Source organism: Desulfolutivibrio sp. (genome assembly GCF_036584575.1).
Lineage (GTDB): Bacteria > Desulfobacterota > Desulfovibrionia > Desulfovibrionales > Desulfovibrionaceae > Desulfolutivibrio.
Genome location: NZ_JAZHDB010000037.1, coordinates 1 through 24,544 on the forward strand (window position 1 = coordinate 1; position 24,544 = coordinate 24,544).

Sequence of the window (24,544 nt, forward strand, 5' to 3'; positions counted from 1 at the left end):
GCCCCCGCTTCAGTCGCCCCGCCTCCCCATCGGCCCGCCCCTGCGGGCCGGGAACGCCCTGTCCGGGTCGCCCCGCGCGTTACGCCCGCCCGTCCCTGCGGGCCGAAAATTCCCGCAGGGCCTCATGTCGCGCCCCCCCGGGGCCCAGCACGCTTTGGTACAGCACGAACCGGTCCATGCGGCACGTTGGCCATACGGCCCCGGCCAGCTGCTCGGCCACGCCGCGCCAGTCGCCCCGGCCAGGGGCTTGCTTTCTCCGGGCCGGGGCGTCCTTTATCCGGGCCACGGTCAGATGCGGGGTAAAGGCCCGGGGCTGGCGGGGAAAGCCCAGGGCGGCCAGGGCGGCTTCCACGTCTCCGGCCAGTTCCCGGCAGGCCGGGCCCCCGGCGGCCAGCCCCACGGCGACCACCCGGGGCCGGGCCGGATTCGGGAAAAACACGCCGCCCCCGGGCGACAGGTCGAAGGGCGCAAAGGCCACGTCGGCCAGAGCCGCCGCCAGGGCCGGGATGCCCGTGGGGCCTTCCAGGGGAACGTCGCCCAAAAATTTGAGCGTCAGATGCCAGGTCTCGGGGCGAATGGCGGCAAGCCTGGCCGGGGCGGCCCGGTGCAGGGCGGGCAGAAGCCCGGCCAGGGCGGCCTTTATGTTCTCAGGCAGGGGCAGGGCCACGAAGGCCCGCAGGTGCGAGGCAGGGTCCATGTCCATCCCCCGATGCGGGCGCGGACGCGGCCGGTTCGTCAGCGCGAGGCTGCAAGGGGCACGGTGAAATACCGCTCCACGATCTCGTCCACCACCACGTCCGGCTTCTCGGCCAGGATCAGCTCCCGGTCAAAGCGGCGCGGCTCCTTCGCCGTGGAGGGGAACGGCCACTGGTAGACCGACCGGGAGAAGTGTTCGGACAAAAAGGGAATCAGATCCTGGCCGAAGGAATCCCGGAAGATCACGGCCCGGGGCAGGCCGGAGTCCGGCCGCTCGAAGGCGTCGGCGGGGCCTATGTCCCTGGGTCCGGCGAGCCCCGAGGCGTCCGCGGGCACGGCCCGAAAGCCGTCCTTGGGCGCCAGGGAGAACTTGTCCTCCACGAAGCAGTCGCCAAGGCCCAGCATGGCCGCCAGATCGCCGCCCACGCCGGGCGCGGGGATCACCTGGAGGTCCGTCTGGGACGCCGTGCCCAGGCCGGGAAAATATTTCGCCAGCGCCGCCAGGATGTCCCCGGCGGCCGCCCGGGCCCCCACCGGGGTCCAATGGCTGTCCGTGCGGTAATAGGCCTGGGCGGACTTTTTGAGGTCGAGAAGGACCGGCCGCAGATCCGCCACGGCCACCCCCGCCCCGGCCAAGGCGGCGATGAGCTGGTCCGTACGGGTCGCCGGGCTCACCCGGTTGTACCGGGCGGGCAGCTTTTCGGGATAGATGGTCTGCTTGTTGGGGGCCACGACCACCAGATAGGGGATGTCGCGCTGGGCCAGCCAGTCCCGCCGGGCCGTGAATTCCGCCGTCCAGGCCGCCAGCTCCTGCGGGGTGAAAAGCCGCGTGCCCCGGTAATCCTCCACCGTGTTCAGCGTGGGGTTTTCCTTGGCCAAAAAAAGCCAGCCCCCGGGACCGGCCACCACGGAGAGGTCCGCCGTGGAGGAGTCCAGCAGACAATAATTGAGGTAGTTTTCGTATTTGACCAAAAGCTTGCGAAACCCGAAGGCCTTCTCCAGATAGCCGCCGCGCAGGATGTTGAAGGCCCGCAGCACCCCGGCCGGGCCGTGGCCGTCAAAAGGCGAGGCCCCGGGACCGGCCTCCATGACGTTGACCTCGGGGGCCGCATGAAACACGGCGTCGAAGAGGGGCAGGCAGATCAGGCAGGCAAAGACGGCGGTCCCGAGCAGGTGGATGGCCCAGGCGGGCCGGGAGACGGGCAGTACGGTCATGGGCGCTGTTCGCGGATGGCGCGGGGGGCTGACTCACGGAGTTCGTGAGGCGTCCCGGGCCGCATCAAGCTTGTGTGTTTCGCCACGATTCCGGCCATGGCTAGAATTGAAAATAAATAAACGGGTTGTGGGTGCCGCTGGCCAGGGACATGACGCACAGGATGAAAATGGCCGGGGTCGCCGCCAGACTCACCACGGCCTCCAGGCCGTTGTCCAGACCCGCCGTGCGGCGGTTGGCCGCGAGCTTCTCCCGCCAGGCCTTGATCCGGGGAATGATGGGCATGGAGCCCACAACCCCGACGCACAGCGCCAAAATGACCTTGGGGTTCACAAAAAGCCCCACATGCCATTCCAGTCCCGATCCGGTTCCGAATCCGGCCATGGCCTGGATGTAGGCCAGGGCCGTGGACAGGTCGGCGGCCCGGAAAAAGACCCAGCCCACCATGAACACCAGGATGGTGTAGACATGGGCGAGCACCCCGGACCCCTCGTCCAGAAACTTCCCGAACCGCCCCCGCTCGGCCACCAGAAAGGCGCCATGGAAAAGGCCCCAGACGATGAAGCTCCAACTGGCCCCGTGCCACAGGCCGGTCAGAAAAAACACGAGCACCAGATTCAGGCGCACCCGGACGGGACTGCATCGGTTCCCCCCCAGGGGGATGTACAGATAGTCCCGAAACCAGGTGGACAGGGAGATGTGCCAGCGCCGCCAGAACTCGCGCACGGACCGGGAGATGTAAGGATAGTTGAAGTTCTCCATGAATTTGAACCCGAACATGTTGGCCAGCCCGATGGCCATGTCCGAATACCCCGAGAAATCGAAATAAATCTGAAGCGTATAGCACAGGATGCCCAGCCAGGCCACGGGGGCCGTGAGCTGGTCCGGGGGGATGCTGAAGATCTTGTCCGCAGGCATGGCCACCACGTTGGCCAACAGCACCTTCTTGCCGAGTCCGGCCACGAAGCGGTTGATGCCCCTGGAGAAGCGGGCCATGTCCACATGGCGGCTTAGGAGCTGTCCGGCGATGTCCTTGTAGCGGACGATGGGACCGGCCACGAGCTGGGGGAAAAGCGAGATGTACAGGGCCGTATTGGGCAGGGACATCTGGGGCGGGGTCTGCCTGCGGTAGATGTCCATGATGTAGGAGATGCAGTGGAAGGTGAAAAAGGAGATGCCGATGGGCAGGTGCACCTTGCCGATGACGATGGGGTCGATGCCCAGTCCGGCCGTGAAGCCGTTGACGTTGTCCACGATGAAGTTGGTATATTTGAAGATGATCAAAAGGACGATGTTGAAACCGATGGCGCAGGAGATCGGCAGTTTGGACTCGGAACGCTGGTGCTCCCTGTAGACCCAGATGCCGAAAAGGTAGTTGGCCGCAATGGACAAGAGCATGATGGCCACATACTCGCCCTCGCCCCAGGCATAGAAGAACAGGCTGGCCGCCAAAAGCAGCCAGTTGCGGGCCCGGCCGAAAGAAACCAGCAAAAAGTAGCTGGCCAGGACCAGGGGCAGGAAATAAAACAAAAACGCAGCGGAGCTAAATACCATAGGGATTGCGCGTGCAGCCGGTTTTTACGGTTGGAGGGGGCGTGCGGTTCGCCGCGCGCGTCATGCCGGGGTGACCGCTCTTACCCAAGCGGGCCGGTTTTGACAACTCCCGCCTCCCGGCCAGGGCGCGCCCACCTCCCGGCCCGGCAGGCCGTGCGGCCACGCCCCCCCCCGGCAAGGCGACGCCGTGACAACTCTTGCCTTTGGTTTTTTCGGCCAACGGGCTATGCTGTCCAATCGGACGGCGCGCCCGGCCCACGGCAGCCCTTTTTTCCGCCGAACACCGGGGCGGCGGCGCACCGACCCCACATCCGGCTCCACGAGGCGACCCCCATGGACGAGACCCAGCGGCTGCGCGACATCTTGCAACGCCTTCCCCAGGGCACGGTGTGGCGGCCCGTACGCGACGCCTCGGGCGTGCTTTTGGCCGAGGGCTCGGGACTGGGGGAGGACGGCCTTTCGGACTATCTCCCCGGGGTAAGCTTCGCGGGCAAGACCGTGTGCGACCTGGGCTGCAACCTTGGGTATTTTTCCTTCATGGCCGCCCGGGGCGGCGCGGTGAGCGTGACCGGGTTCGACGTGGACCCCCTGGTGGTGGAGGGGGCCGCGCTTCTGGCCGCCATGCAGGGGTATGACAACGTGCGCTTCCAGGTGGCCGACTTCACCGACTCCCGGCCGCAGGCGCGCTACGACCTGGTGCTGGTCATCGACTTCATCGGCCGGGGGACCATCGTCAAGGGCCGCCTGGACGCGGTGCTGGACGCGGCCGCAGACCACTGCCGGGAACGCATGGTCTTCACCCTGCGCCCCATCTATCCCCTGGCCGACCTGACCGGCGGCGATCCTCGCTCCCTGGCCGCCCGCTACGGCGACGAGTTCGTGCATGACGGCCGTTTCCACCTGCTGGACTACGCCGCACGTCGGCTGGCGGACTTCAGCCCGACCCTGCTGACCCCGCCCGGGGATCCGGCCAGGCGCTTCAAGCACGCGGTGCTGTTCACCAAAATATGACGGGCCGCCCGGCGCATGTCCGGTCGGCCCGCTTTTCTCCAGGCGATGGCCGCGCCCCTATTGGGCCGGGGCCGTGGGCGCGTCGATGGACATGTATTTGGTCTTCGAGCCCGAATCCCGGACCATGCCGCCGGGATTGTCCGACAGTTCGTCGGTCTGGGAGCCGCGACCGGTGACCTCAAGGATGTTGGGGCCCTTGTAGATGATGAGGTTGCCCAGCACGTCGCGCACCTTGCGGGCGTCCACCTCAAGCTTGACGAAGGCGTTGCCGGACTCGTCCCAGCCCCAGCCCCGGTTGGGGCTGCTCAGGCCCGGGTTTGGCACGTAGGCCCCGAAGATGGCGGCGCAGACCTTGGAGCGGTTGACGTCCTTGGTCAGGATGAAATTCTCCATGGTGCTTTGGCTTAAGATCTTCTCCCCCACCAAAAGCTTGGCCAGTTCGTCGTGGGCGTTGACCAGGGCCGCCCGCAGGGCCATCAGCGGCGGACGGGCGGCCTCGGTCATGGTCCCGAAGCCGAAGCCCTCCACCGTGACGCCCTTGAAACGCACCAGATCCCCCACCACGTTGACCACGTCGCCCAGCTCAATGTGACCGAAGCACAGGGCGATGTCCTTTTCCTTGTCGTAGATCATCTTGTCGACTTTGATGCCCTTGATGACCGCCGCGGCCTTGGTCTCGGCCTTGTAGCTGGGGTCTTCGGTCAGTCCCAGGCGGCTCTCGCTTTTCACCTTGTAGCCGATGACCGCCTCCACGATGTTGCGCTTGAGGTCCTGCTCGGCCATTTTTTCGCTCATGAGCTGCTTGTTCCCGGCCAGGGCCGCCTGGGCCGCGAACGCCAGGATCACCGCCATGGCCAGAATTCCCGCTTTTTTCATGATATCGCTCCTTGTGCTGCCCGGCCCTAGGGGCCGAAAAAGCCCACGATCCGTTTCCAAACCCGCTGCACCTCTCCCCACACGCCCCCGTCCGCCCCGGGGTTCCCTGCCGCGTCGCCGCCCTGAATCCCTGCCGGGGCAGGGGGCGGGGCAAAGGCCGGGGTCTCCTCCACGCGCCCGTCCCGGATGGTCACCGTTTCCTTGAAAGGGGCGGCCATGGGGATGTTCAAGGTGGCCAACTCCGCCCGGCCAGGGACGGCCACGGGGGCCAGGGCCAGATCGATGGCCTGGGTTCCGGCCGCCCCCTGCACATGCTCGGGCCTGCCCGGGGCCTTGGAGGGGGGTAGCGGCGTCACCCGCACGGCGTCCACAGCCACGAAAAGCTTGGACGGATCCTTGGGGTCCGGTTTGAACCGGGCCTCGAACTCGATGGCCCCGTCCCGGGGAACCTTGCCCTGCTCCTTCAGACGTTCCAGCACCTTGTCCCGCACCTGGCGGCGGCTGGCCGCCCATTCGTCCATCAGCGCCTTGTTGCCGCCCACCACCGCGCCCTGGCCCGGCTGGCCCGGCTGAACGGCAGGGGCCGGTTGCCCGGTCCCCGGGCCGGTCTGGGCTGAAGCCGGAACCGGCAGGCCCATCAGGGCCGACACGGCCAGGACCGAAAGGATTTTTTTCATGGCATGCATGTCGTGTTGCGCCTTTATTGAAGGCTACTGGGCCTGTCCGGCGCCCGTCTGGGTGTTGTCCGGCGTACCTGGGGCCGGGGCCGTGGGCACGTCGAGGTTCATGTACTTGGTCTTGGACCCGGAATCGCGGATCATGCTGGCCGCCCCGGACCCTTCCTGCAAGGGCGTCAGGTCGTCGGTCTGGGAGCCCCTCCCCGTGACCTCCAGGATCTCCGCCCCCTTGTAGATGATGAGGTTGCCCAGGATGTCCTGCACCTTTCGCGGGTCGAGTTCGAGCTTGACGAAGGCGTTGCCGGATTCGTCCCAGCCCCAGCCCCGGTTGGGACTGTTGACGCCGGGGTTGGGGATGTAGGCCCCGAAAATGGCGGCGCAGACCTTGGACCGGTTGATGTCATCGGTCAAAAGGAAGTTTTCCATCTTGCTCTTGCTTAAGATCTTCTCGCCCACCAAAAGGGCAGCCATCTGGTTGTAGGCGTCGAGCGTCGCGGCCCGCAGGGCCATCAGCGGCGGCCGGGCGGCCTCGGTCATGGTCCCGAACCCGAAGCCCTCCACCGTGACGCCCTTAAAGCGCACCAACTCGCCCACCACATTGACCACGTCGCCCAGGTCGATGTGCCCGAAGCACAGGGCGATGTCCTTTTCCTTGTCGTAGATCATCTTGTCGACCTTGATGCCCTTGATCACCGCCGCGGCCTTGGTCTCGACCTTGTAGCTGGGATCTTCGGTCAGCCCCAGGCGGCTTTCGCTTTTGACCTTGTAGCCGATGACCGACTCCATGATGGCCCGCTTCATGTCCTGCTCGGCCATTTTTTCGGTCATAAGCTGCCTGTTTCCGGCCAAAGCCAGGGCGGGCACGAGCCACGCGGCCAAAAAAACGGCCCAGAACAGGGAGAAAGAGGCGTTACGTTTCATGGGTGTCCTCACTTGCCTTGTTCGGCAGGGGGGTCGGCAAAAACCGGCCTGCCCTCTTTCATGGTCACGGTCTCCCGCACGGTCCCGCCCACGGGCACATCCAGCCCTTCCAGCGCAACATGCCGGGAAATGTCCAGCGGGGCGAAGGCCCGGGCCATGTCCCGGGCCGGGTCGTCCGCGTCGGGCGTCCCGGCGTCGGGCGTCCCGGATGACGGAAAAATCTCCAGGGACTCGACGGAAATCCGCAGATGGTCATGACGGTCGGGGTCCGGCGCGGCCTTCGCCGTGAAGGTCACCGTGCCGTCGGCAGGCAACCGGCCCTGGCTGCGCAGGTGGTCGAGCACCTCGTCGCGGATCAGGCGACGCTCTGCGCCCCAGCGCTCCATGAGCGCGGCGTTGCCGCCCGGGGCCTGTGCGCCGTCCTCGGCCCGCAGGGTTGCGTCCGGGAGCGGCCCAAGCAGACATCCCGCCGCCAGCGCCAGGGCGCATGCCCATGTTCTCGCATCCATAGCCGCCTCCGCCCGGGGGAATCCCCGCCGCTGACCGCATGTCGTCCGCCCGTCGTTCGGGGAAGCCGCCCCCCTGCTGCCGTCACGCCCAACCATCGCCGGGCCCGGGCCTCCCTCCCCCGGGGGACGCCGCTTGCAGGCGACGCCTCCCGGAGACGGGGATGCCGAAGCGCGGGTTAGAACTCGCTGGGATCGATGGCCTTGCCGCCGCCCTTGAAGGACTTTTCAATCCTGGGCTGGGGCGCGGGCTTGGCCGGTCCCTTGCCGCAGGAACGCTTGGCCTCGTCATATCCCTGCCTGGCCGGGAGGGAGGCGGGATCGAGCTCCAGGGCCCGGGTGAACATGGCCAGCGCCGCCGGGCAGTTGCCCTCGGCCAGATAGATGTTGCCCAGATAGTAGTAGACCTGGGGATTGGTGGAATACATGGCCCGGCACTGTTCCAGTTCGCGCCTGGCCTGGAAGTAGTCGCCTTTGGTGTAGAAAAGGATGCCCAGGGCCTCCCGGGCGAGCAAAAGACCCGGATTGTAACGCAGGGCGGCGACCAGGGAGTCCTCGGCCCGGCGCATCATGTTCTGCTTCATGTAGCACAGGCCAAGATAATAGTGGGCGTCGGCCATGGACGGCGACATGCTCACGGCGGCCTCGAAAAGCTGGGTGGCCTGCACGAAATCCTCGGCAGTAAAGGCCTGCATGCCCATGTCGTAGTACTGCTGGGCGGTGTAGGCGGGATAGGGTTCCTCCACCTGCTTTTTACATCCCACGGCGAGCATGGACAGGCACATGAGTGCGATGAAAACGTACGCCATGCGGGTTTTCATGGTGCTTTCTCCTTTGATTTTTTACGCGTTGCGCCGAAACTCCGTCCCTACTTCATCTTGTCCAGATCCTGGACGCACTTTTGCACCAAACGCTGGGTCATGGTGTCCAGGGTCACCTGCTTGGCCTCGGAGCGCGAAATGCCCAGAGCCCCGCCGCCGGAAGAGCCCATCTCCATCTTGTCCTCGAAATAGCCCGTGCCCTTTTGTTCGCCGGTGTTGGCGTCGAGAATCTTGTAGCGCATGCCGATGATCCAGATGCCCGTGGCGTCGTGGGCGTGGATGGAGCCCACGGCCGCGCCGGTGGCCACTCCGGCCGCCCAGCTATCGGTGGCCGAGCCCACGGCGGAGCCGGCGATGGCCCCCAGCCAGGCCCCGTCGAAGCTGGTCTTGACCTCGGCCACGGGTTCGGCCTTGAGGATGTCGAAGCGCACCAGCCAGTTGGTGGCCTGAAACTTGCCCTTCTTGAACTTTTTGAGCTGGGTGGCGTCGCCCAGGTTGGCCGCGATCTCCAACTCCTGGAGCATGGGGCCCAGGTCCGAGCGTTCGAGCACCTGAAATTTGGCCTGCCCCAGTTCCAGCTCGGCATAGTCGGCGATGTTGTTGGCCCCGATCTTCTGGGTATAGGTGGCGTTGGCGCTCTTGATTTCGCCGGGGATGACCACCACCACCGGCCCGGGTTTGTCCGAATAGGCGATGGGTTGGTACATGGTCTGGTCGGCGATCTCATTGGCCCGCCTGGACGACGACTTGCAGCCCGAGACCATGACCAACGCCAGCACGACCACCGCCAACACGGAAACTCTGCCCCTCATTTTCCCTACCTCCTCCGGTTTTCCTGGTTTCGAGAATGCTCCCGCCCCATCCGCCTCCCTCTCCCGCGCCGACGCCCGCTCCCGGCGACCCGACCTCCCTCGTCCACCGCACCTGGGTCGCCGCCAGGCGCATGCCCGCCTCACCCTGCCCGGCACGCCGCGCCATGCAGCGCCTTGGGGCTTAGAAATTCTTCACCGCGTCCAGCCCCGTCGTGCCGCCCGGCTGCGGCTCCTCGGAAAGCTTTTTGACGATCTCCGGCGACGCCTCGGCCAGCTTCTGCTTCGTCTCCTCGGACTGAATGATCTCCTTCAAGCGGGCCGGGGCGGCCGTGATCATGCCGGAGGGGGCCACGGTGTTGAGCTTCTCCGTCAGGGCCGCCGCGTCGAGCGACGCGGCATACTTCAGGCGCACCACGTTGCCCTTGGCCGACTCCAGGGAAAAGGCCCCCTGGCCCACCTTCTGATTCAAAGGCTCGATGATGGCGCTGACCAGAAGATCGTTGAAGTTGCCCCGGGAACCGGTGAATTCCACCTCGTAAAGCGACAGCCCGGTCTTGTCGAACTCCCGGAAATCGATGTTGAGCACCGGCCGAAGCCCGATGAACTCCTTGCGCAAAAGCTGCCCCAGGTCGTAGCTGGGCAGACCCGCCACCTCCAACTGGAACATCTTGGACGGGGCCTGCAAGTGCTCTTCGAAAAACTCCCGGGAGAACTCGCCGCCGATCAACCGCCCGATCTCCTCGATGGCCTGGTCCTCGTCGGCCCAACTCTGCTTCTTGGGCACCTGGTTGTTGAAATAGATCTCCTCACCCGTGTGGTTGTCCATGCATTTGACGCTCCAGGAGGTGAGCACGTACTTGGTCACGGTCAGCCCCGAGGCCGGAAGCCTGGCGCTGACGGTCTTGAACTTGGCCTCGCCCATGATGGAGAAGTCCGCCGCCTTGGGGGCCTGGGCCGTCAGCGTGGCCTCCACGGCGTCGCCGTCGGTCTTTTTCTCAAACCGGGCCTTGAGCTGGTCCACGTGTTCATCGGACCACACCCGGTAGCCGAAGCTTTTGATGTGTTCCTTGAGCACGTTTTCGGCGATCTCCGAACGCTCGGTCACCACCTCCGGGCCGCGCTCGGCGTCGCGGATGAAGATGGCCACGGACACCCGCGGGTTGCCGTATTCCTTGAGCAGCGCCACCCGCTCCCCCCGGGACATCTCGGCCAGGGCCTCGGTGATGGGAACCACCGACACCTCGGCCTTCATGAGCATGTGGGCGAACCCGTCCTCGCCGATCCAGGGCTCGGATTCCTTGATGACCCGCTTGATGAGCCCCTGGGAGCGCGACAGCACCCGGTCGCTGATAAGGGTGTAGTTCTCGACCAGGGTGGAGGTCTCCACGTAGGCCCCCACGGCCTTCTCCAGGATCTGGGACTTGGCGTCGCGCCGCAGATCCTCGATCATCAGCGCCTTGTCGCGCTTGTAGGCGTCGGCGTTGGGGTCGGCCAGCCCCTCGGCGGTGATCACGATGAAGGCGTCTTTTTCCTCGGCGGCCGGGGCGGCCTGGATCTCCAGGGGCTTTTTGGCGGCCTTGTTCGCCGCCGCAACCGGGGCGGGCAGGACGCCAAGCCAGGCGCATCCGGCAAAAACGGCCATGATAAGCGCCACCAGGGCCTTTGTTCCGCTCAATCGCTTCATGGGGTCATCCTCGTCGTTATCTGCCCGCACGGGAGCAGTAGTCGGCATACAACTGGGCCACGGCCGGACCCGCGCTGTCCCGGACCAGTTCCAGGGCCACGCCCAACACGTCCTGCCCGGCCCAGGACTCGGCGCTGATGGTCTGGCTCGAGATCACCCGGCCCCGACCGTCGGTAAGGGTGAGCAGGATGGTCACGGCCACTTCGTTGGCGTTGACCATCATGTTCTTGCCGCTTCGGCTGCTGATGATGCCGTTTAAGAAGAACGAGGCCCCCATGCGGCCCGAGGCGGCGATGGCGGCGTCGGGGTCGTTGTTCAAGATGGCCCGCATCTCCGCCGCCGCGATCTGGGAGTTGATCTGGGACTGGGACACGGTGTTGAGTCCCATGGCCGCCAACTGCCGGTTGAATTCCTGGTGCAGCAGGCCGTGGCCGCCGCCGGTTTGCAGCTTTCCGGAATGGCGCTCGGCAATGAGCACGGCGATCTTTTTCCCTCGCAGGCTCTCCCGGCAGGGGGTGGACATGTTGGCGTACATCTGGGCGGCCTTGGCCTGTCCCTCCCGGGCGTCCTTTTGCGCCTCTTCGGAAAAGGAGAAGGCGTGGGCGCTCCCGGCGACGACAACAAGACCCAGGACGAGAAAGAAAGAGATGCTGTTTTTCATGCCGTCTCCTCTGCGCCACGATGAGGCGAACACTCCTCCACGACGCCTGAAAAAGCCTTTTGCACCACTTCTGTACTAGGTGAAGGGGGGTGTGCTGTCAATGCGGACGCGCTCCTGCAAACCATACGCGCAGGCGGCCTCCGCACAACCCTGAGCATGCGCCAGGCGGCCGAAACGCCCGGCCAGCCCGCCCCCCTTTTTGAGAAGCCAGGAACGTGCCAACCGATTTCGCATTTTCCAGACCACACAACAACATGATTTCACACACTATTTATTGAGAACACCGGGTCGTCCCCGGCGCGGCCCTCCGTGCGCCACGGCATATCACGGCTTTGCCGACATTTCATGACGACAACCCGCAGCCCCAGGCCGCCATCTGGCCGGAGGAGGCGGCAAAATCCCCGTCCCTGATGACAACGCCCACGTTTCGGGCTAGTTGTCGCAATGGAGGCATCATGAAGAAAACCATTCCCCTGGCCCAGCGGATCATTGTGGCCCTGGACATGCCCGATGCCCAGGCGGCGATTTCCCTGGCCGAGCGTCTCGGCGAGAAGGTGGACTTCTACAAGGTGGGCCTGGAGCTGTTTCTGGCCGCCGGGTTTACGGCGCCGGACAGGCTGGCCGCCATGGGCCGCAAGGTCATGCTGGATCTCAAATTCCACGACATCCCGGAGACGGTGAAACGCGCCGTGGCCAGGCTCGGCGATCACGACATATCGCTTTTCACGGCCCATGCCGCCCCGGGGGTCATCGACGCGGCGGCGAAGAGCAAGGGTGCGGCCCGGCTTTTGGCCGTGACCGTGCTCACCAGCCACGATCCGGCCCTGGCCCGCAACATGATGTCCGGCGGCGAGGTGGTCGGCGTGGGCAGCCCGGAAGCGGGCGAGGACTGGGTGGGAAATCTGGTGCTGACCAGGGCCCGCGACGCCTTGGAAAACGGCGCGGACGGGGTGGTGTGCTCGGGTCGCGAGGCGGCGCTTCTGCGGCGGGAGTTGGGCGATGATTTTCTGATCGTCACCCCGGGCATCCGGCCGACAGGCGCCACGCAGGACGACCAGCGCCGGGCCGTGACCGCCGCCGAGGCCATCCGGGCCGGGGCGGACCATCTGGTTGTGGGGCGGCCCATCACCCGGGCGGCGGACCCCCTGGCTGCGGCCGAGGCCATTCTGGCCGAAATCGCCATCGCCGGGGGATGCGTCTTCGAGGAGGCCGGGGCGGGGGGGAAATAGGCACGCGCTCAGGGCGCGCGGTCCCAGGCAGCCCGGGACGCGGCCTCAGGCCTTGGCCGAAAACGCGGCCTTGATTTTGTCCACCAGATATTTTTCGAGCTCCCGCCCGTCCTTGCGCAGGCGCATGAGCTCGGATTCGAGCACGCCAAGCTTGGATTCAAGGGCCTGATTTTTTTCCCGCAGGGCCTCGATCTCACCCGCCACCTCCGGCCCGGGCCCGCCCGGAAGGGCCGCCTCCGGGTTCGGCCGCTCCCGCAAAAAGGCCGACAGCACCTTGGCCATCTCCCGCCCGAACACCGCCGCCACCTCCTCCAGGCCGATCCCCGAGGCGGCTGCGGCCACAGGCCCGGTCCTGGCCCCGGCCGGGGAACGGGCCGGGGAGACATTGACCGGGAACCGGTCGGCCAGATCCACCTTGACCTCGTCCACGGACAGGCCCCGCCCCAGCCCCTGGGCAATGGCCCGGAAGATCTCCAGGGCCTCGGGCCGGAAGCGGCGTCCCCGGCCCTCGCCAAGGCACGGCAGATGGTCGCGGAAGCGGTTTTTCCAATAATGCAGGGTGGATTCCGGGACATCCAGCTGGCGGGCCACGGCCGCGATGGAATAGAGGCGATTGTCCGGCACCGGTCGACTCCACGTTGAATTCGATGGGGCTTGGAGGGCGGACGCCACGCGCTGGCCTCGCCTTCAAAGCACTGGAAAACATGCCCTGGCCTTCCGGTCAAGTCGCCGCCCCCGATTCGCGGGCCGACCCGGCCCGTTACCCAAGGGACGCGGGCTGCGTCGCCGGGGGCGTCCCTGTTCGGCGACGGCGGGCTTTTCCGAAGGGATATGCCCGAGCGCACGCCGCGTTGAAGAAAAATTTCCCGGACCCGGCATTATCCGCTTGCCAAGCCTTTGGGGTTCGGCTAGATACCACTGCTCGGGCCGAAGTGGTGGAATTGGTAGACACGCTAGGTTCAGGGTCTAGTGGTCGCAAGGCCGTGGGAGTTCGAGTCTCCCCTTCGGCACCATCTTTTCAGGGGTTGCAGCGAAATGGCTGCAACCCCTTCTTTTTTGCTGCGTCTTCCTGAGGCTCTCAGGATCAGCCCCCCGCTCATTCCCCCGGAACCGCAAGCTCGATCAGGTTGCCGTCGGGATCGCGCACATAGAACGACCGCAGGGGACCGCAGGCCCCCGTGCGGGGCGCCGGCCCGGCCTCGATCGCCACGCCGCAGGCGCGCACATGGGCCATGGCCGCTTCCAGGGGGCCCCGAATCACGAAGCACAGGTCGGCGCTGCCGGGTTCGGGACGCCGGGCATGGGGTGAGAATTCCCCGCCGTGGGGATGCAGATTGATTTTCTGGCGGCCGAAGGCCAGGGCCACGCGACTCCCGTCCGGGCCGAAACCCAGGCGGCGCATGCCCATGACCCGGGTATAGAACGCGCAGGCGCGATCCACGTCGGCCACGGTCAGCACCAGATGATCCAGAGACAGGGCAGTGAATGGCATGGGACGGGACTGCCACGCACCGGAGCCACGGTCAAGACCACCGTTTCACACCCACCGCCATCCGCCCCGGGGCCGCCCGGAGCGGGCAGGCGCCGCCGCCAGAGACCCGGGGGCGCGGTTTGTCCTGGCGGGGTTTATGCCTCCGCCTCTGCGGAAGAGGAATATTTGGGCAACGTGAAGGTGAATATCGTCCCCTGGCCCGGGACCGAGACGACCTGCGCCGTGCCCCCGAGGCGCGTCAGCTGTTCCCTGACGGCGAACAGGCCGACCCCCCGGCCCGAGAGCGGGTCGGCGGTTGGTTGCGTGGTCATGCCGCGTTCAAACACCAGGTCCAAATCCGTCGCATCCCCCGCGGGTTTGACGCCCATCTCCCTGGCCTTGTCCTGCACGGCCCGGACGCCGATGCCCCGGCCGTCGTCCTCCACCACGATCCGCACCCTGTCGCCCAGATCCGTCACCCGGCAGGCCAGGCGTCCGGCCTCGGGCTTGCCGGCGTCCAGGCGGAAATCCGGCGCCTCGATACCGTGGACCACGGCATTGCGAAAGACATGCACCAAGGAAGAGACAAACGGGGCATACGTCTGCGGCGGCACCCGGACGGCATCGCCTTCCACCGTAAAGGGCTGCACGATCTTGCCCGTGCGTTCGGCCAGCTTGCGGGCCGATTCGGGATACGCCGCCAGCATGTGGCGCAGATCCCGCTCCCGCAGGCGGCGCACCTCCTGCAAAAGGACGACATCCTCGGCCGTTAGCCCGATCTCCCCGGCCCGGGCAGCCAGACGGACAGCCAGCCCTTCCAGGCGTTTTACCAGGTCCACGGGCGCCGGGACATGGCGGGCCCGTTCGAAAAACGCCTCGCCCAGAGCCGCCCGGATGATCCCCAGGTCGTCGTCCAGGGCCGATTCGCATCCGCATTCCTCCCAGGCGGCCTTCAGCCGGGCCTGGTCCCACCTCTGCCCCCCTGCGGCCAGCCGTGCGGCCAGGGCGGTCTCCAGCCGATGCAGGGCCTGCGGGGAATGGATGAACTCCAGTTGCAGGAAAAGCCCCTTGAAGGTGTGCACGTGGCGGTAGAGGCCCGGCAGGTCAAAGCCGCCGTCCCCATCGTCCGCATCGTCCGCGTCGTCCGGGCCACGGGGGGGCTCGCCGCGCACCCTGGTCCGGACGAAATGTTCGTAGTCGGCCAGGACGCTTATGAAGTCGTCCTTGTCGCGCACCGCCGCCACGATCATGGCCAGGCGCCTGCGCTCCCGCTCCACCTCGGCCTCCAGGGCGCACTTGTCGGTCACGTCCGTGAGCACGAGCATGATCCGCCCGCCTTCCAGGATCCTGTATTGCGCGTCCACCTGGGTGTCGCAAAGGACGAAATGACTGGGCATGAGCGTCAGGAGCAGGTCGCGCCTGAAATCGTCCTTTTGAGTCAGGATGCGCCTGACGTTTTGCCCGAAGACCTCCCCGGCCTTGGCGTCGCCAGGGTAGAGGAGGGTCGGGATGGGCGACCCGACGGCCGGTCTGCCGAAAAGCCGGTCGCATTCCCTGGACAGCTCCGGCTCGACCAGCCCGTCGGCGGCAAAGGAGAGAAACCCCTGGCCGGAGTTGTCGAGCAGGGTGGAGATCTTGGCATGGGCCCGGGCCAGATTGTCGTTGGCCAGGGTCACGGCCCGGTTCAGGCGCACGAGCTTGCGGTTCCAAAAGATGATGGCCGCCACGGCCACGGCCAGCCCGGCCAGGATCTTCCAGAACAGGTCGTAGTCGAACCCGTGCTCGAAGGTGATGGATATCCAGCGGGAAAAGATGTCGCGGCGTTCGTCCTCGGTCAGCGAGGCCACGGCCATGTCGAAGACCTGGGCCAGGTCGGGGTTTTGCTGGCTGACGCCGACAGCCAGGGACAGGTCGCCCTCCAGCTTGCCCGCGATCTTGATGTCGGCGAAACGGCCTTGGCCGATGGCGTAGCTGACGGCGGCCAGGGTATCCACAAAGGCGAAGATCTCCCCGCTTTGGAGCATCCGCAGCCCGTCCTCCACGCTTGGCGCCCTGACCACCTCCACCTCGGGATAGTCGCGCAGGGCGTCCTCGGTCCAGGCCTGCCCGGCCACCGCCCCGATGCGTTTTCCGGCCAGGGAGGCCATGTCGGGCACGAACATGGTGTCCGTCAGGGTGGCCGCCACCACGGGGAAGGTCAGGTAGGGACGGGTGAACGACATGGACTGCCTGCGTTCGTCCGTGGGGGGGATGGCCGGGATGATGTCGCAGCGGCCCTCGGCCAGGCCGTCCAGGCTCTGTTCCCAGGTCTTCGTGGGAACCAGCCTGAGGTCCACGCCGATGCGCTCGGCCATCAGGCGGACATAGTCGGCGGCCATGCCCTCGAAGTTCCCCCGGTCGTCGATGCGGCCAAAAGGCATCCAGTTGGGATGCACGCACATGCGCACCGCGCCCAACCGGGAGAGCATCTCCTGCTCCGACGGCGTCAGGGGGATGTATTCCTTGTCCATCCGGTCGGCGGCAAGCCATTTTTGCCGCAGTTCGGACATCTGCCGTTCGCCCACCGTGGCCATGGCCTTGGCCAGGATGCGGGCCAGGACGGGCTTGTTTTTGCTCACCCCGAACCGGATGTTGACGGTGGGGAAATGCCTGTTGTCCACCAGGGCCCGGGTCTGCAAATTGAGCAGGAAATGTTTGCGGATCAGGTAGTTTTGCACCGGAAGGCTGTCGATGGCCGCGTCGGCCTCGCCCGTGGCCACCGCCTGCAGACAGCTCAGGGCGTCCGGCAGGGCCTTGAGCTTGATGTCCGGGTAGTTGGCCGCAAGCACTTTCTCCGTGAAAAAACCCTTGGAGACGGCCACGGTGCGTCCCGCCAGACTCTCCAGGGTCGGAGGGGGGCCCTTGCCGTCCCGGGAGGCGATGCCGTGGACCAGGGTGGCGTAGGGGGGGGTGAAATCCGTATAGGCCTCGCGCTCCGGCGTCGAGGCCATGTTCATGAGGACGTCCAGGGTTCCGCCTTGCAGCCTGCGCTCGAACTCGTCCCATTCAGGCCCGATCACGTACCTGACCTTGAGCCCGGCCATCCTGGCCAGCATGTTCAAGTAGTCCACGGAATAGCCCTGGGGCAGGCCGTTGACGTTGAAGTTGAAGGGCGGCCAGTTGGATTCGTTGGAGGCGGTGAAAACGGGATTGTCCCTGACGTAGCGCCGCTCCTCGGCCGTGAGGTTCAGGCGCGCCGCGCCGGTTGCGGAAACGTCGGCCCGCAGCCAGTCATCTTCCATGGCGTGCATGGCCTCTGGCGGCATGGCGGCCTGGGCCTTGGCCAGGATGGAGGCCAAAAGGGGCCAATCCTCGCGGATCAGGGCATAGACCTCGAAGCTGTGTTCGGGAAGGCTCAAGACGCGGATGTCGTCGCGGCCCATCTCCCGGATGGTCCGGGTCAACCCGGCCATGTCGCCAAGCCAGGCCGCCGCCTTGCCGGCGACCACCATGTCCACGGCCTGGCGGGGGGTGTCCGCAACGATCAGGTCCAGGTCCGGATGGCCGTCGCGGGCAAACTCCGCAGCCAACGAGCCCCTGACCACCGCGACAGGGTGTCCCGAAAGCTCTTCCAGACGCTTCCCCTGGCTGGTCGCCAGACAGGCAAAGCCCATGGGGACATGAAACATGGGGCCGGAAAAAAGGGCGAAGGCGGCCTGGCTCGGGGTTATGCCCGAGCCGCCGACCATGTCGATGTCCTTTTTTTCCAGGGCGTCGAACACGGGCTGGATGTCCCGTCCGTCGCCTATGGGCGTGAAACGGAACTCCATGCCGGTGAGCCCGGCCATCTGCCGGTAATAGTCATGAAGGATGCCATCGGCGCGTCCCTTCTCCACGATGGAGAGCGGCGGCCTGTCGGCGTCCGACCACGTGACGACGGGGTGGGCCGCAAGAAACGCCTGCTCTTCAGGGGTAAGATCGAGTTTCTGGGCGCCGACCATCCCGGCCCACAGGGCGACAAACAGGACGCACAACAAGGCCACACGTGTTTTCATGAAAGCCACCGCCGGTTGTCATGTTCGGCACAGCCTGAAAAAGCCGTCCTCTCCTCCACGGGGCGAAACACGCGCCAAGGCCTACCGGGAGAAACACCCCCGGGCCGTTTAGCCACTTCCTTCCGCCAGGCACACCCGGTCCCGGCCCAGGGCCTTGGCCCGATACAGGGCCGCGTCGGCCCGGCTCACCAGGCGCGAGGGCGGCTCCCCGGGCTGCGATTCCGCCACCCCGAAGCTCATGGTCAGCTTCGAGCCTGCGGCGTACTCCCGCGCAACGACTGCCCGGCGCAGCTTTTCAGCCAGCCGTCCGGCCCCGGCCAGATTCGTTTCCGGGCACACCACCAAAAACTCCTCCCCGCCAAACCGCCCCACCACATCCGTGCCCCGCACCGATCCGGACAGCACCCCGGCCACGGCCTGAAGCGCTTCGTCGCCCACGCCGTGGCCGTGCTGATCATTAATGAGCTTGAAATGGTCGATGTCGCTGATGATGACCGAAAAGGCCCGGCCATGCCGATCCCGCCGGGCGGTTTCATCGATCAGGATCCTGTCCAGGGTCAGCCGGTTGGCCAGACCCGTCAGGGGATCGGTGGACGACAGGCGGGCCAGCTCCTTATTTTTGAGAGCCAGTTGGGCGTGGGCCTCGGCCAGCCGGTTCTGGGTCTCCTTGAGTTCGGAGATGTCCACGGCGATGGAATACTTGACCACCCTCCCGTCCGGCCAGCTCATGGCCCGCTCCTGAAGCTGGAACCAGCCGTCGGCGGCGTCGTTGAAATGCTCGAAGACCAGGGTTTTGCCGTTGGGCAGGCCGTCTTTGGTGATCAGCTCCCGGATGCGGCAATAGGAGCAGGGCTTGTCCAGGTCGTAGAGGGTCTTGTGGCAGGGCTTGCCCACATGGTCGCCGAAAAGTTCCCGAAAATGCTTGTTGCTGAAAATAATCTCGTAGGTGGTCACATCCACGGCATAGATGCCGAAGGGGATGAGATCGAAATGGGACTCGAACAGGCTGCTCTCGATCATTGCGGCGGTTCTCCCCCCTCGTCGGCGGCGGCCATGGAGGGCAAGGGAAAGCGCACCGTGACCGTGGTGAACCCGGGCCTCGAGGCGTCGAGGGCGGCACGGCCGCCGTGGGCCGTGACCGCAAGCATGGCCGAATAGGCCCCAAGCCCCGTGCCGTCGCGCTTGCCCGAGGTGACGTATTTCTGGAAAAAGCGCCCCCGGATATCCTCGGGCACCTCTCCGGCGTTGGCGACGGCCACCACGGCCTCATCCCCCTCCCGGCCCAGGGACACCGTGATCTCCCGGTCGGGGGGCGAGGCCTCCACGGCGTTTTTCACCAGGTTGGAGAGCATGCTGTAGCACAACAGCTCCTCGCCCTGGATCACCAGCACGTCGCCATCCGCCGCAGGCCTTCCCTGGAAAAACACCCGCACCGGCCGATCCGAAAAAAAGGCGTCGGCGGTCACATCCTGGGCAGCCTTGCGGGCCACGGCCACCAGGTTCACCTCCACCGGGCGCAGGTGGTAGGTTCCCGTCTCCAGGCGGTACAGGTCGAAGGTCCGGTTGATCATGTTGAGCATGGTGATCCCGGCCTCCTCCATCATACGCGCCAGCTTCACCCCTTCCGGGTTGAGGCCGTAGTCCGGCAAAAGGGGCGGAATGCCGATCAGGGCGTTGAGCGGGGTCTTCAAATCGTGGCGGGCGATGCGGTCCACATGCTCGCGCAGCCGCACGTTTTCCTGCAACAGCTCGTTTTGCCGGGACAGCTCGCGATTTTTCAAGGCCAGCTCGGCATGGGCCTCGGCCAGCCGGTTTTGCACCTCTTTGAGCTCCGTGATGTCCACGGCGATGGAATACTTGACCACCCTCCCGTCGGGCCAGCTCATGCTCTTTTCCTGAAGCTGGTACCAGCGGTCGTCCTTGTCGTTGAAATGCTCAAAAATGTAGGTCTTGCCGCTTGGCAGGCCGTTGCGGTCCACCAGATTGCGTATCTTGCAAAACAGACAGGGCTGGGGGGATTCGTAGATGGCCTCGTGGCACTTGCGCCCGGCCAGGTCTCCCAGCCGGTCCCGGAAGTGGCGGTTGACGAAAATCAGATTCAGGGTGGCCACGTCCACCACATAGATGCCGAAGGGGATGACGTCGAAATGCGTCTCCAGGAGGCTGCTTTCCAGCATGGTCCCGCTCATGCCAGATACTTTCCGGCCACGGCGTCGAGGTGTTCGGCCAGCTTTTCCGCCTTCACGGGTTTGAGGACATAGCCCTTGGCCCCGGCCTCGATGGCGTCCATGACCATCTGCTCCTGGCCGTGGGAGGTGACCATGACGATGACCGCCTTGTCGTCCACGGCCATGATGCGCTTCGTGGCCTCGATGCCGTCCATGTCCGGCATGGTGATGTCCATGGTCACCAGATCGGGCTTCACGCGCAGATAGTCCTCGGCGGCCTGGCGGCCGTTTGAGGCCACATGGACCACCTTGTGCCCCAGATCCTCAATCATCTTGACCATTTTTTTGATGGTCAGATTGGAATCGTCCACCACCATGATCGTCAGAGGTCTCATGGCTTATGCCTCCACATAGTCGAGGGTGTCGTCAAAAAGCTCTCCCGGGCCGATGAGATGGATGTTCAGGCCCCCGAAAGCCGTCGCCAAGCTGGCCGAGGCGAACTTGGCCCCCCGGTGTCGCATGACGCTTTTGGCCTCGGTGATCACGATGGGCGGCGACAGGCCGATGACCCGGCCCTGGGCCGACAGGTCGGCCAGGGCGTTGCCCACGATGATGTTGATGATGTCCCCGGCGGTTTCCTCGACATACGTCTCGCGCTCGTCCTCGGCAATATCCAACTCCTGGCAATAGACCTCGAAGGCCTTGATGATCAGTGATTCGTCGAAACTATAGGCCAGGTAGAGCTTCATGTTGTCCGTGGCGCTCATGATCGCGGTCAGATGCTTGAGGTCGAGTTTTTGCACGTCGTCGAGGTGCTGGGACTGGGCCGTGACCTCGATGCCCAGTTCCTCGCCCAAAAAACCCACCGTGCGCACGGTGAGGGCCTGCAAGAGCCGATGGATGTCCACGGAGGGGGCGCTCATGACTGCTCCTTTCCCTTCTCGGTTGCTGACAGCGGTACACGCACGGTAAACGTCACGCCCCGGCCGGGGCGGCTTTCGATGTCCATGTCTCCGCCAAGCCGCTTGGCCGCCTCCAGCACGGCGGCCAGCCCCACGCCGCGTCCGGCGGCGCCTGCGGCCTCGACGTCGCCGCTGGCGGTGCTTAAGCCCTGGGCCAGCACCAGACGCACCACCTGGCCGTCGTCCATGGCCGCGAGTTCGTCCTTTCCGGCAATCCCCAGGGCGGCGGCCTTGTCCCGCACGGCCATGGGATCGATCCCGGCCCCGTCGTCGGATACCTTTACGCACAGCAGGCCGTCTTTTTTCGCCACGGAGACGGCCACGGTTCCGGCCTCGGGCTTGCCTGCCCGGAGGCGCTCCTTTGGGGGCTCGATGCCGTGGGCCACGGCGTTGCGCACCAGATGCACCATGCGCCGGGCCAGCGGGCCGAACAGGTCCGGGTCCACGGGCACGGCCTCGCCGGACACCGGCGGCACGGTCACCGCCTTGCCCAGGCGTTCGGCCAGTTGGACGGCGGTTCCCAGGGGCACGGCCAGCAGAGTCCGCATATCCACGTAGCGCAGGGTCCGGGCCCGTTCAAGAAGCGCATGCAGACGCGGGTCCGGGGCCGGCAGGGCGGCGGCCAGGCCCTCGGCCAGGCCCTCCAGTTCCCGGGCCGCCTCCTCGCCGATGCACACCGCGTCGCGCCGCTTGAAAAAGTCGTCGCCCAAGGTCTGGCGCAAAAGGGCCAGATCGGCCTCCAGTTCCGCCAGCACCGGGTCCAGGCGCATCACGCCGCAAAGAGCGTCCGCCGTGATCCGCGCCGGGTTAAGGCCCGACAGCCGCGACTCCAGGTCGTGCAAGGCGGCGGACACCCGGCGGCAGCCGAACAGCAAAAACAGCCCCTTGAAAGTATGCACCCGGCGATACAGGCGGCGCAAGGCCTCCTGTGGGGTCTCGGCCGACGCGACCGGGGTCCGGCAGCCGGAGGCGAAGTCCCGGAAGGCGTCCGCCACCTGGAAAAAATCGCGCGGATCACGGGCCACGGCCACCACATTGGCCAGCCGCCCACGTTCCTTCTCCACCTCGCTCTCCAGGCGGCGGGCGTTCGTGACGTCGGTTAAGATCAGCATGAGCCGCCCGGGCCCGGACACCCGGTATTCCACCTCCAGATCGCGGTCCCCCAGATGCACGGCCGCCGGCATCAGCGACAGGTACAGCGACCGCCGGAAATCGTCGTCCTCGGCCAGGATGCGGCCCACGTTTCTGGCGAAATCCCCGGAGGCGCGGGCGTCGCCGGGGAACAAAAGGGACTGGATGGGCTCGCCGGAGGGATCGCGGCCGAACATGTCCAGGCATTCGTGGCTGAAGCGGGGCTGCACCCGGCAATCGATCCCAAACGACAAAAACCCCTGGCCGGAGTTGTCCAGAAGCGCGGACAGCTCCTCCTGGGCCTGACGGATGGTCCGGTTCAGGCGGGTCAGCTTGCGGTTCCACCACACGATGAGCACAATGACCAGGGCCGCGCCCGCCGCCACCCGCCACACCAGGGTGTAATCAAAGCCATGCTCGAAGCGCACGGCCACCCATTTCTTGAAAATGGCGTCCAACTCCCCGGCGGTCAGGCTGCTGACGCCCTTCTGGAAGATGGACAACACCTCCGTCTTTCCCCGGGGTACGGCCAGGGACAATTCCAGATGGTCCTCCAGGCGGCCCGCGATCTTCAGGCCCGTCAGCCGTTCCTTGTCCAGGCGGTAGGCCACGGCCGGAAGCACGTCCACAAAGGCCCCGAGCCCCCCGGAGGCCACCTGGGCCAGGCCTTCGGACTCGGTGGGCATGTCCACCACATCCAGGGACGGATACCTGGAGCGCAGGATGCCCGCCGTGGCATGGCCCCGGACCACGCCCACCCGGTCATGCATCAGGGCCTTCGGCCCGTCCACAAAGGGATGATCGGCGCGGGTGGCCACCACCAGGGGCAACTGAAGATAGGGGCTGGTGAAATCGAGAAAGCGACGGCGCTCCGGCGTTTCCACGGCGGCGGCGATAAAGTCGCAGCCGCCTTTTTCGGCCGTCTCCAAGGTCTGGGACCAGGAGGAGGTGGGAACCAGACGGGTCGTAACGCCAAGCCGCTCGGACAGAAGGGCCAGGACGTCGGCCGCCATGCCCTCGTACCGGCCGGTCTCGCTGATCCGCTCGATGGGCGGCCAGTCCGGGTCCACGCAATAGCGTAGCGACCCCTTGCCTTGGACGTATTCGCGCTCACGGCGGTTCAGGGTCACCCGGGCCGGGGCCGGGCCCGATGTCGTGTTCGCGAGGCCCTGGGCGCCGCCCGCCGCGTCGGCCCGGACCGCCGCCTGCCCCGAGGCGTACAGGGGTAGCCACTTGGCCATGATGGCCGCCTTGTCCCACACCGGAACGGCCTTTAGGGCCTTGTCCAGGATGGAGGCCAGCTCCGGCATGTCATCGCGCACCAGGGTGTAGATGTCGAAGGCGAAGTCCGTCAGGCCCGAGACCTTGAGGTTGCTCAACCCCGCCTTGCGGATGCCGAAGGTGACCACGGCCAGGTTGTCGAGCATGGCCTGGGCCTGTCCCGAGGAGACGGCCAGGAGGGCCTCGGCGGGATCCTCCACCACCAGGAGATCCAGGTCGGGATGGTTGTCCCGGGCGTATTCGTAGGCCGTGGAGCCGCTGGCCACGGCCACCCGCTTGCCGTGCAACTCGAGAAGGGAACCGGCCATGACATCGTCCCGGGAGACGATGGCCAGGGGAAAGCGCAAAAAGGGACCGGCGAACAGGGCGTATTTTTCGCGATCCGCGCTCTTGCCCGTGCCGTCGATCATGTCGATGCGCTTGTCCCGAAGGGCCGCCAAGACCTTCCCGAAGTCCCGGGAATCGCCCTGGGCCTCGAACTTGAAGGCCAACCCGGTCATGGCCGAGACGATTTCGTAAAAGTCGTGGAAGATGCCCTGGTACTTCCCGTTCTCCACCATGGCCAGCGGCTCCCAGATGGAGTCGCTGAAGGTGACGACCGGATGGGCTTCAATGAAAGCCTTTTCCTCGTCGGTCAGACCCAGATCGGGGAGAGCGTCGCGGGCGGCAGCCGGGGACGGGCCAAGAAAAAGGACCGCCAGGATTGCCAGAACCGCCAAAATGGGCCGACGTGGCGCGACGGCGACGAATGAAGCCATGGTGCTCACCAAAACATGGTTGTTGGGCTGGTTTTGCAAGGACATCGGATAGCACCCCTTGGCACGACAGGCAAGCCG

21 protein-coding genes and 1 tRNA gene are annotated in these 24,544 nt (G+C 65.9%); 3 read left to right on the forward strand and 19 right to left on the reverse strand.

The features are described from left to right. Window positions 1-79: 79 nt before the first annotated feature. The 3 genes from thpR to V3572_RS02690 form a co-directional block, all read right to left on the reverse strand. Window positions 80-697 (reverse strand): RNA 2',3'-cyclic phosphodiesterase, encoded by a 618-nt coding sequence (thpR, locus tag V3572_RS02680; protein WP_332109428.1) that lies wholly within the window; start codon window positions 695-697, stop codon window positions 80-82. 38 nt (window positions 698-735) lie between these two features. Next, complete coding sequence (locus tag V3572_RS02685) at window positions 736-1,911, reverse strand: alginate O-acetyltransferase AlgX-related protein (RefSeq protein WP_332109429.1); 1,176 nt, start codon at window positions 1,909-1,911, stop codon at window positions 736-738. Window positions 1,912-2,011: 100 nt separating this feature from the next. Further along, window positions 2,012-3,463, reverse strand: coding sequence for an MBOAT family O-acyltransferase (locus V3572_RS02690; RefSeq protein WP_332109430.1), 1,452 nt, complete (start codon window positions 3,461-3,463; stop codon window positions 2,012-2,014). Between the two features lie 333 nt (window positions 3,464-3,796). On the opposite strand from V3572_RS02690, the gene V3572_RS02695 reads away from it, so the two are divergent. Further along, window positions 3,797-4,474: a class I SAM-dependent methyltransferase gene (locus V3572_RS02695; RefSeq protein ID WP_332109431.1), complete on the forward strand. Its 678-nt coding sequence runs from the start codon at window positions 3,797-3,799 to the stop codon at window positions 4,472-4,474. 57 nt (window positions 4,475-4,531) lie between these two features. On the opposite strand, the gene V3572_RS02700 is transcribed toward V3572_RS02695, so the two are convergent. From V3572_RS02700 to V3572_RS02735, 8 genes are all read right to left on the reverse strand, one after another. Beyond that, entirely contained in the window at window positions 4,532-5,350 is an 819-nt protein-coding gene (locus tag V3572_RS02700) for a hypothetical protein (RefSeq protein ID WP_332109432.1), read from the reverse strand. Between the two features lie 26 nt (window positions 5,351-5,376). Beyond that, window positions 5,377-6,036, reverse strand: coding sequence for a hypothetical protein (locus V3572_RS02705; protein WP_332109433.1), 660 nt, complete (start codon window positions 6,034-6,036; stop codon window positions 5,377-5,379). 24 nt (window positions 6,037-6,060) lie between these two features. After that, window positions 6,061-6,948, reverse strand: a complete 888-nt coding sequence (locus V3572_RS02710; RefSeq protein WP_332109434.1) for a hypothetical protein — start codon at window positions 6,946-6,948, stop codon at window positions 6,061-6,063. Window positions 6,949-6,956: 8 nt separating this feature from the next. Continuing rightward, window positions 6,957-7,457 (reverse strand): hypothetical protein, encoded by a 501-nt coding sequence (locus V3572_RS02715; RefSeq protein WP_332109435.1) that lies wholly within the window; start codon window positions 7,455-7,457, stop codon window positions 6,957-6,959. Between the two features lie 176 nt (window positions 7,458-7,633). After that, a complete protein-coding gene (locus V3572_RS02720; protein WP_332109436.1) occupies window positions 7,634-8,275 on the reverse strand; it encodes a tetratricopeptide repeat protein in 642 nt (213 codons plus the stop codon). 47 nt (window positions 8,276-8,322) lie between these two features. Further along, complete coding sequence (locus V3572_RS02725) at window positions 8,323-9,087, reverse strand: hypothetical protein (RefSeq protein WP_332109437.1); 765 nt, start codon at window positions 9,085-9,087, stop codon at window positions 8,323-8,325. Window positions 9,088-9,268: 181 nt separating this feature from the next. Next, entirely contained in the window at window positions 9,269-10,771 is a 1,503-nt protein-coding gene (locus V3572_RS02730) for a hypothetical protein (protein WP_332109439.1), read from the reverse strand. A gap of 16 nt (window positions 10,772-10,787) precedes the next feature. Then, window positions 10,788-11,432, reverse strand: a complete 645-nt coding sequence (locus V3572_RS02735; protein ID WP_332109440.1) for a hypothetical protein — start codon at window positions 11,430-11,432, stop codon at window positions 10,788-10,790. A gap of 455 nt (window positions 11,433-11,887) precedes the next feature. Here V3572_RS02735 and pyrF point away from each other — a divergent pair, with 455 nt between their 5' ends. Beyond that, a complete protein-coding gene (pyrF, locus tag V3572_RS02740; RefSeq protein ID WP_332109441.1) occupies window positions 11,888-12,661 on the forward strand; it encodes an orotidine-5'-phosphate decarboxylase in 774 nt (257 codons plus the stop codon). A gap of 45 nt (window positions 12,662-12,706) precedes the next feature. On the opposite strand, the gene V3572_RS02745 is transcribed toward pyrF, so the two are convergent. Next, window positions 12,707-13,285, reverse strand: coding sequence for a helix-turn-helix domain-containing protein (locus V3572_RS02745; protein WP_332109442.1), 579 nt, complete (start codon window positions 13,283-13,285; stop codon window positions 12,707-12,709). Between the two features lie 302 nt (window positions 13,286-13,587). On the opposite strand from V3572_RS02745, the gene V3572_RS02750 reads away from it, so the two are divergent. Beyond that, a tRNA-Leu gene (locus V3572_RS02750) sits at window positions 13,588-13,674 on the forward strand. A gap of 83 nt (window positions 13,675-13,757) precedes the next feature. On the opposite strand, the gene V3572_RS02755 is transcribed toward V3572_RS02750, so the two are convergent. The 7 genes from V3572_RS02755 to V3572_RS02785 form a co-directional block, all read right to left on the reverse strand. After that, window positions 13,758-14,153 carry a VOC family protein gene (locus V3572_RS02755; protein WP_332109443.1) on the reverse strand — a complete coding sequence of 132 codons (396 nt, stop codon included), beginning with the start codon at window positions 14,151-14,153 and terminating at the stop codon, window positions 13,758-13,760. A gap of 134 nt (window positions 14,154-14,287) precedes the next feature. Continuing rightward, a complete protein-coding gene (locus tag V3572_RS02760; protein ID WP_332109444.1) occupies window positions 14,288-18,166 on the reverse strand; it encodes a transporter substrate-binding domain-containing protein in 3,879 nt (1,292 codons plus the stop codon). A 108-nt stretch (window positions 18,167-18,274) separates the two neighbouring features. Then, a complete protein-coding gene (locus V3572_RS02765; protein WP_332109445.1) occupies window positions 18,275-19,186 on the reverse strand; it encodes a sensor domain-containing diguanylate cyclase in 912 nt (303 codons plus the stop codon). Next, on the reverse strand, window positions 19,183-20,355 hold the full coding sequence (locus tag V3572_RS02770) for a PAS domain-containing sensor histidine kinase (RefSeq protein ID WP_332109446.1): 1,173 nt from the start codon (window positions 20,353-20,355) through the stop codon (window positions 19,183-19,185). Before V3572_RS02770 ends, V3572_RS02765 begins: the two co-directional genes overlap by 4 nt. Then, window positions 20,352-20,729 carry a response regulator gene (locus V3572_RS02775; RefSeq protein WP_332109447.1) on the reverse strand — a complete coding sequence of 126 codons (378 nt, stop codon included), beginning with the start codon at window positions 20,727-20,729 and terminating at the stop codon, window positions 20,352-20,354. The genes V3572_RS02770 and V3572_RS02775 overlap by 4 nt, the downstream gene beginning before the upstream one ends. A gap of 3 nt (window positions 20,730-20,732) precedes the next feature. Beyond that, on the reverse strand, window positions 20,733-21,257 hold the full coding sequence (locus V3572_RS02780) for a chemotaxis protein CheX (RefSeq protein WP_332109449.1): 525 nt from the start codon (window positions 21,255-21,257) through the stop codon (window positions 20,733-20,735). Beyond that, window positions 21,254-24,511 (reverse strand): transporter substrate-binding domain-containing protein, encoded by a 3,258-nt coding sequence (locus V3572_RS02785; protein WP_332109450.1) that lies wholly within the window; start codon window positions 24,509-24,511, stop codon window positions 21,254-21,256. Before V3572_RS02785 ends, V3572_RS02780 begins: the two co-directional genes overlap by 4 nt. Between the last annotated feature and the right edge of the window lie 33 nt (window positions 24,512-24,544).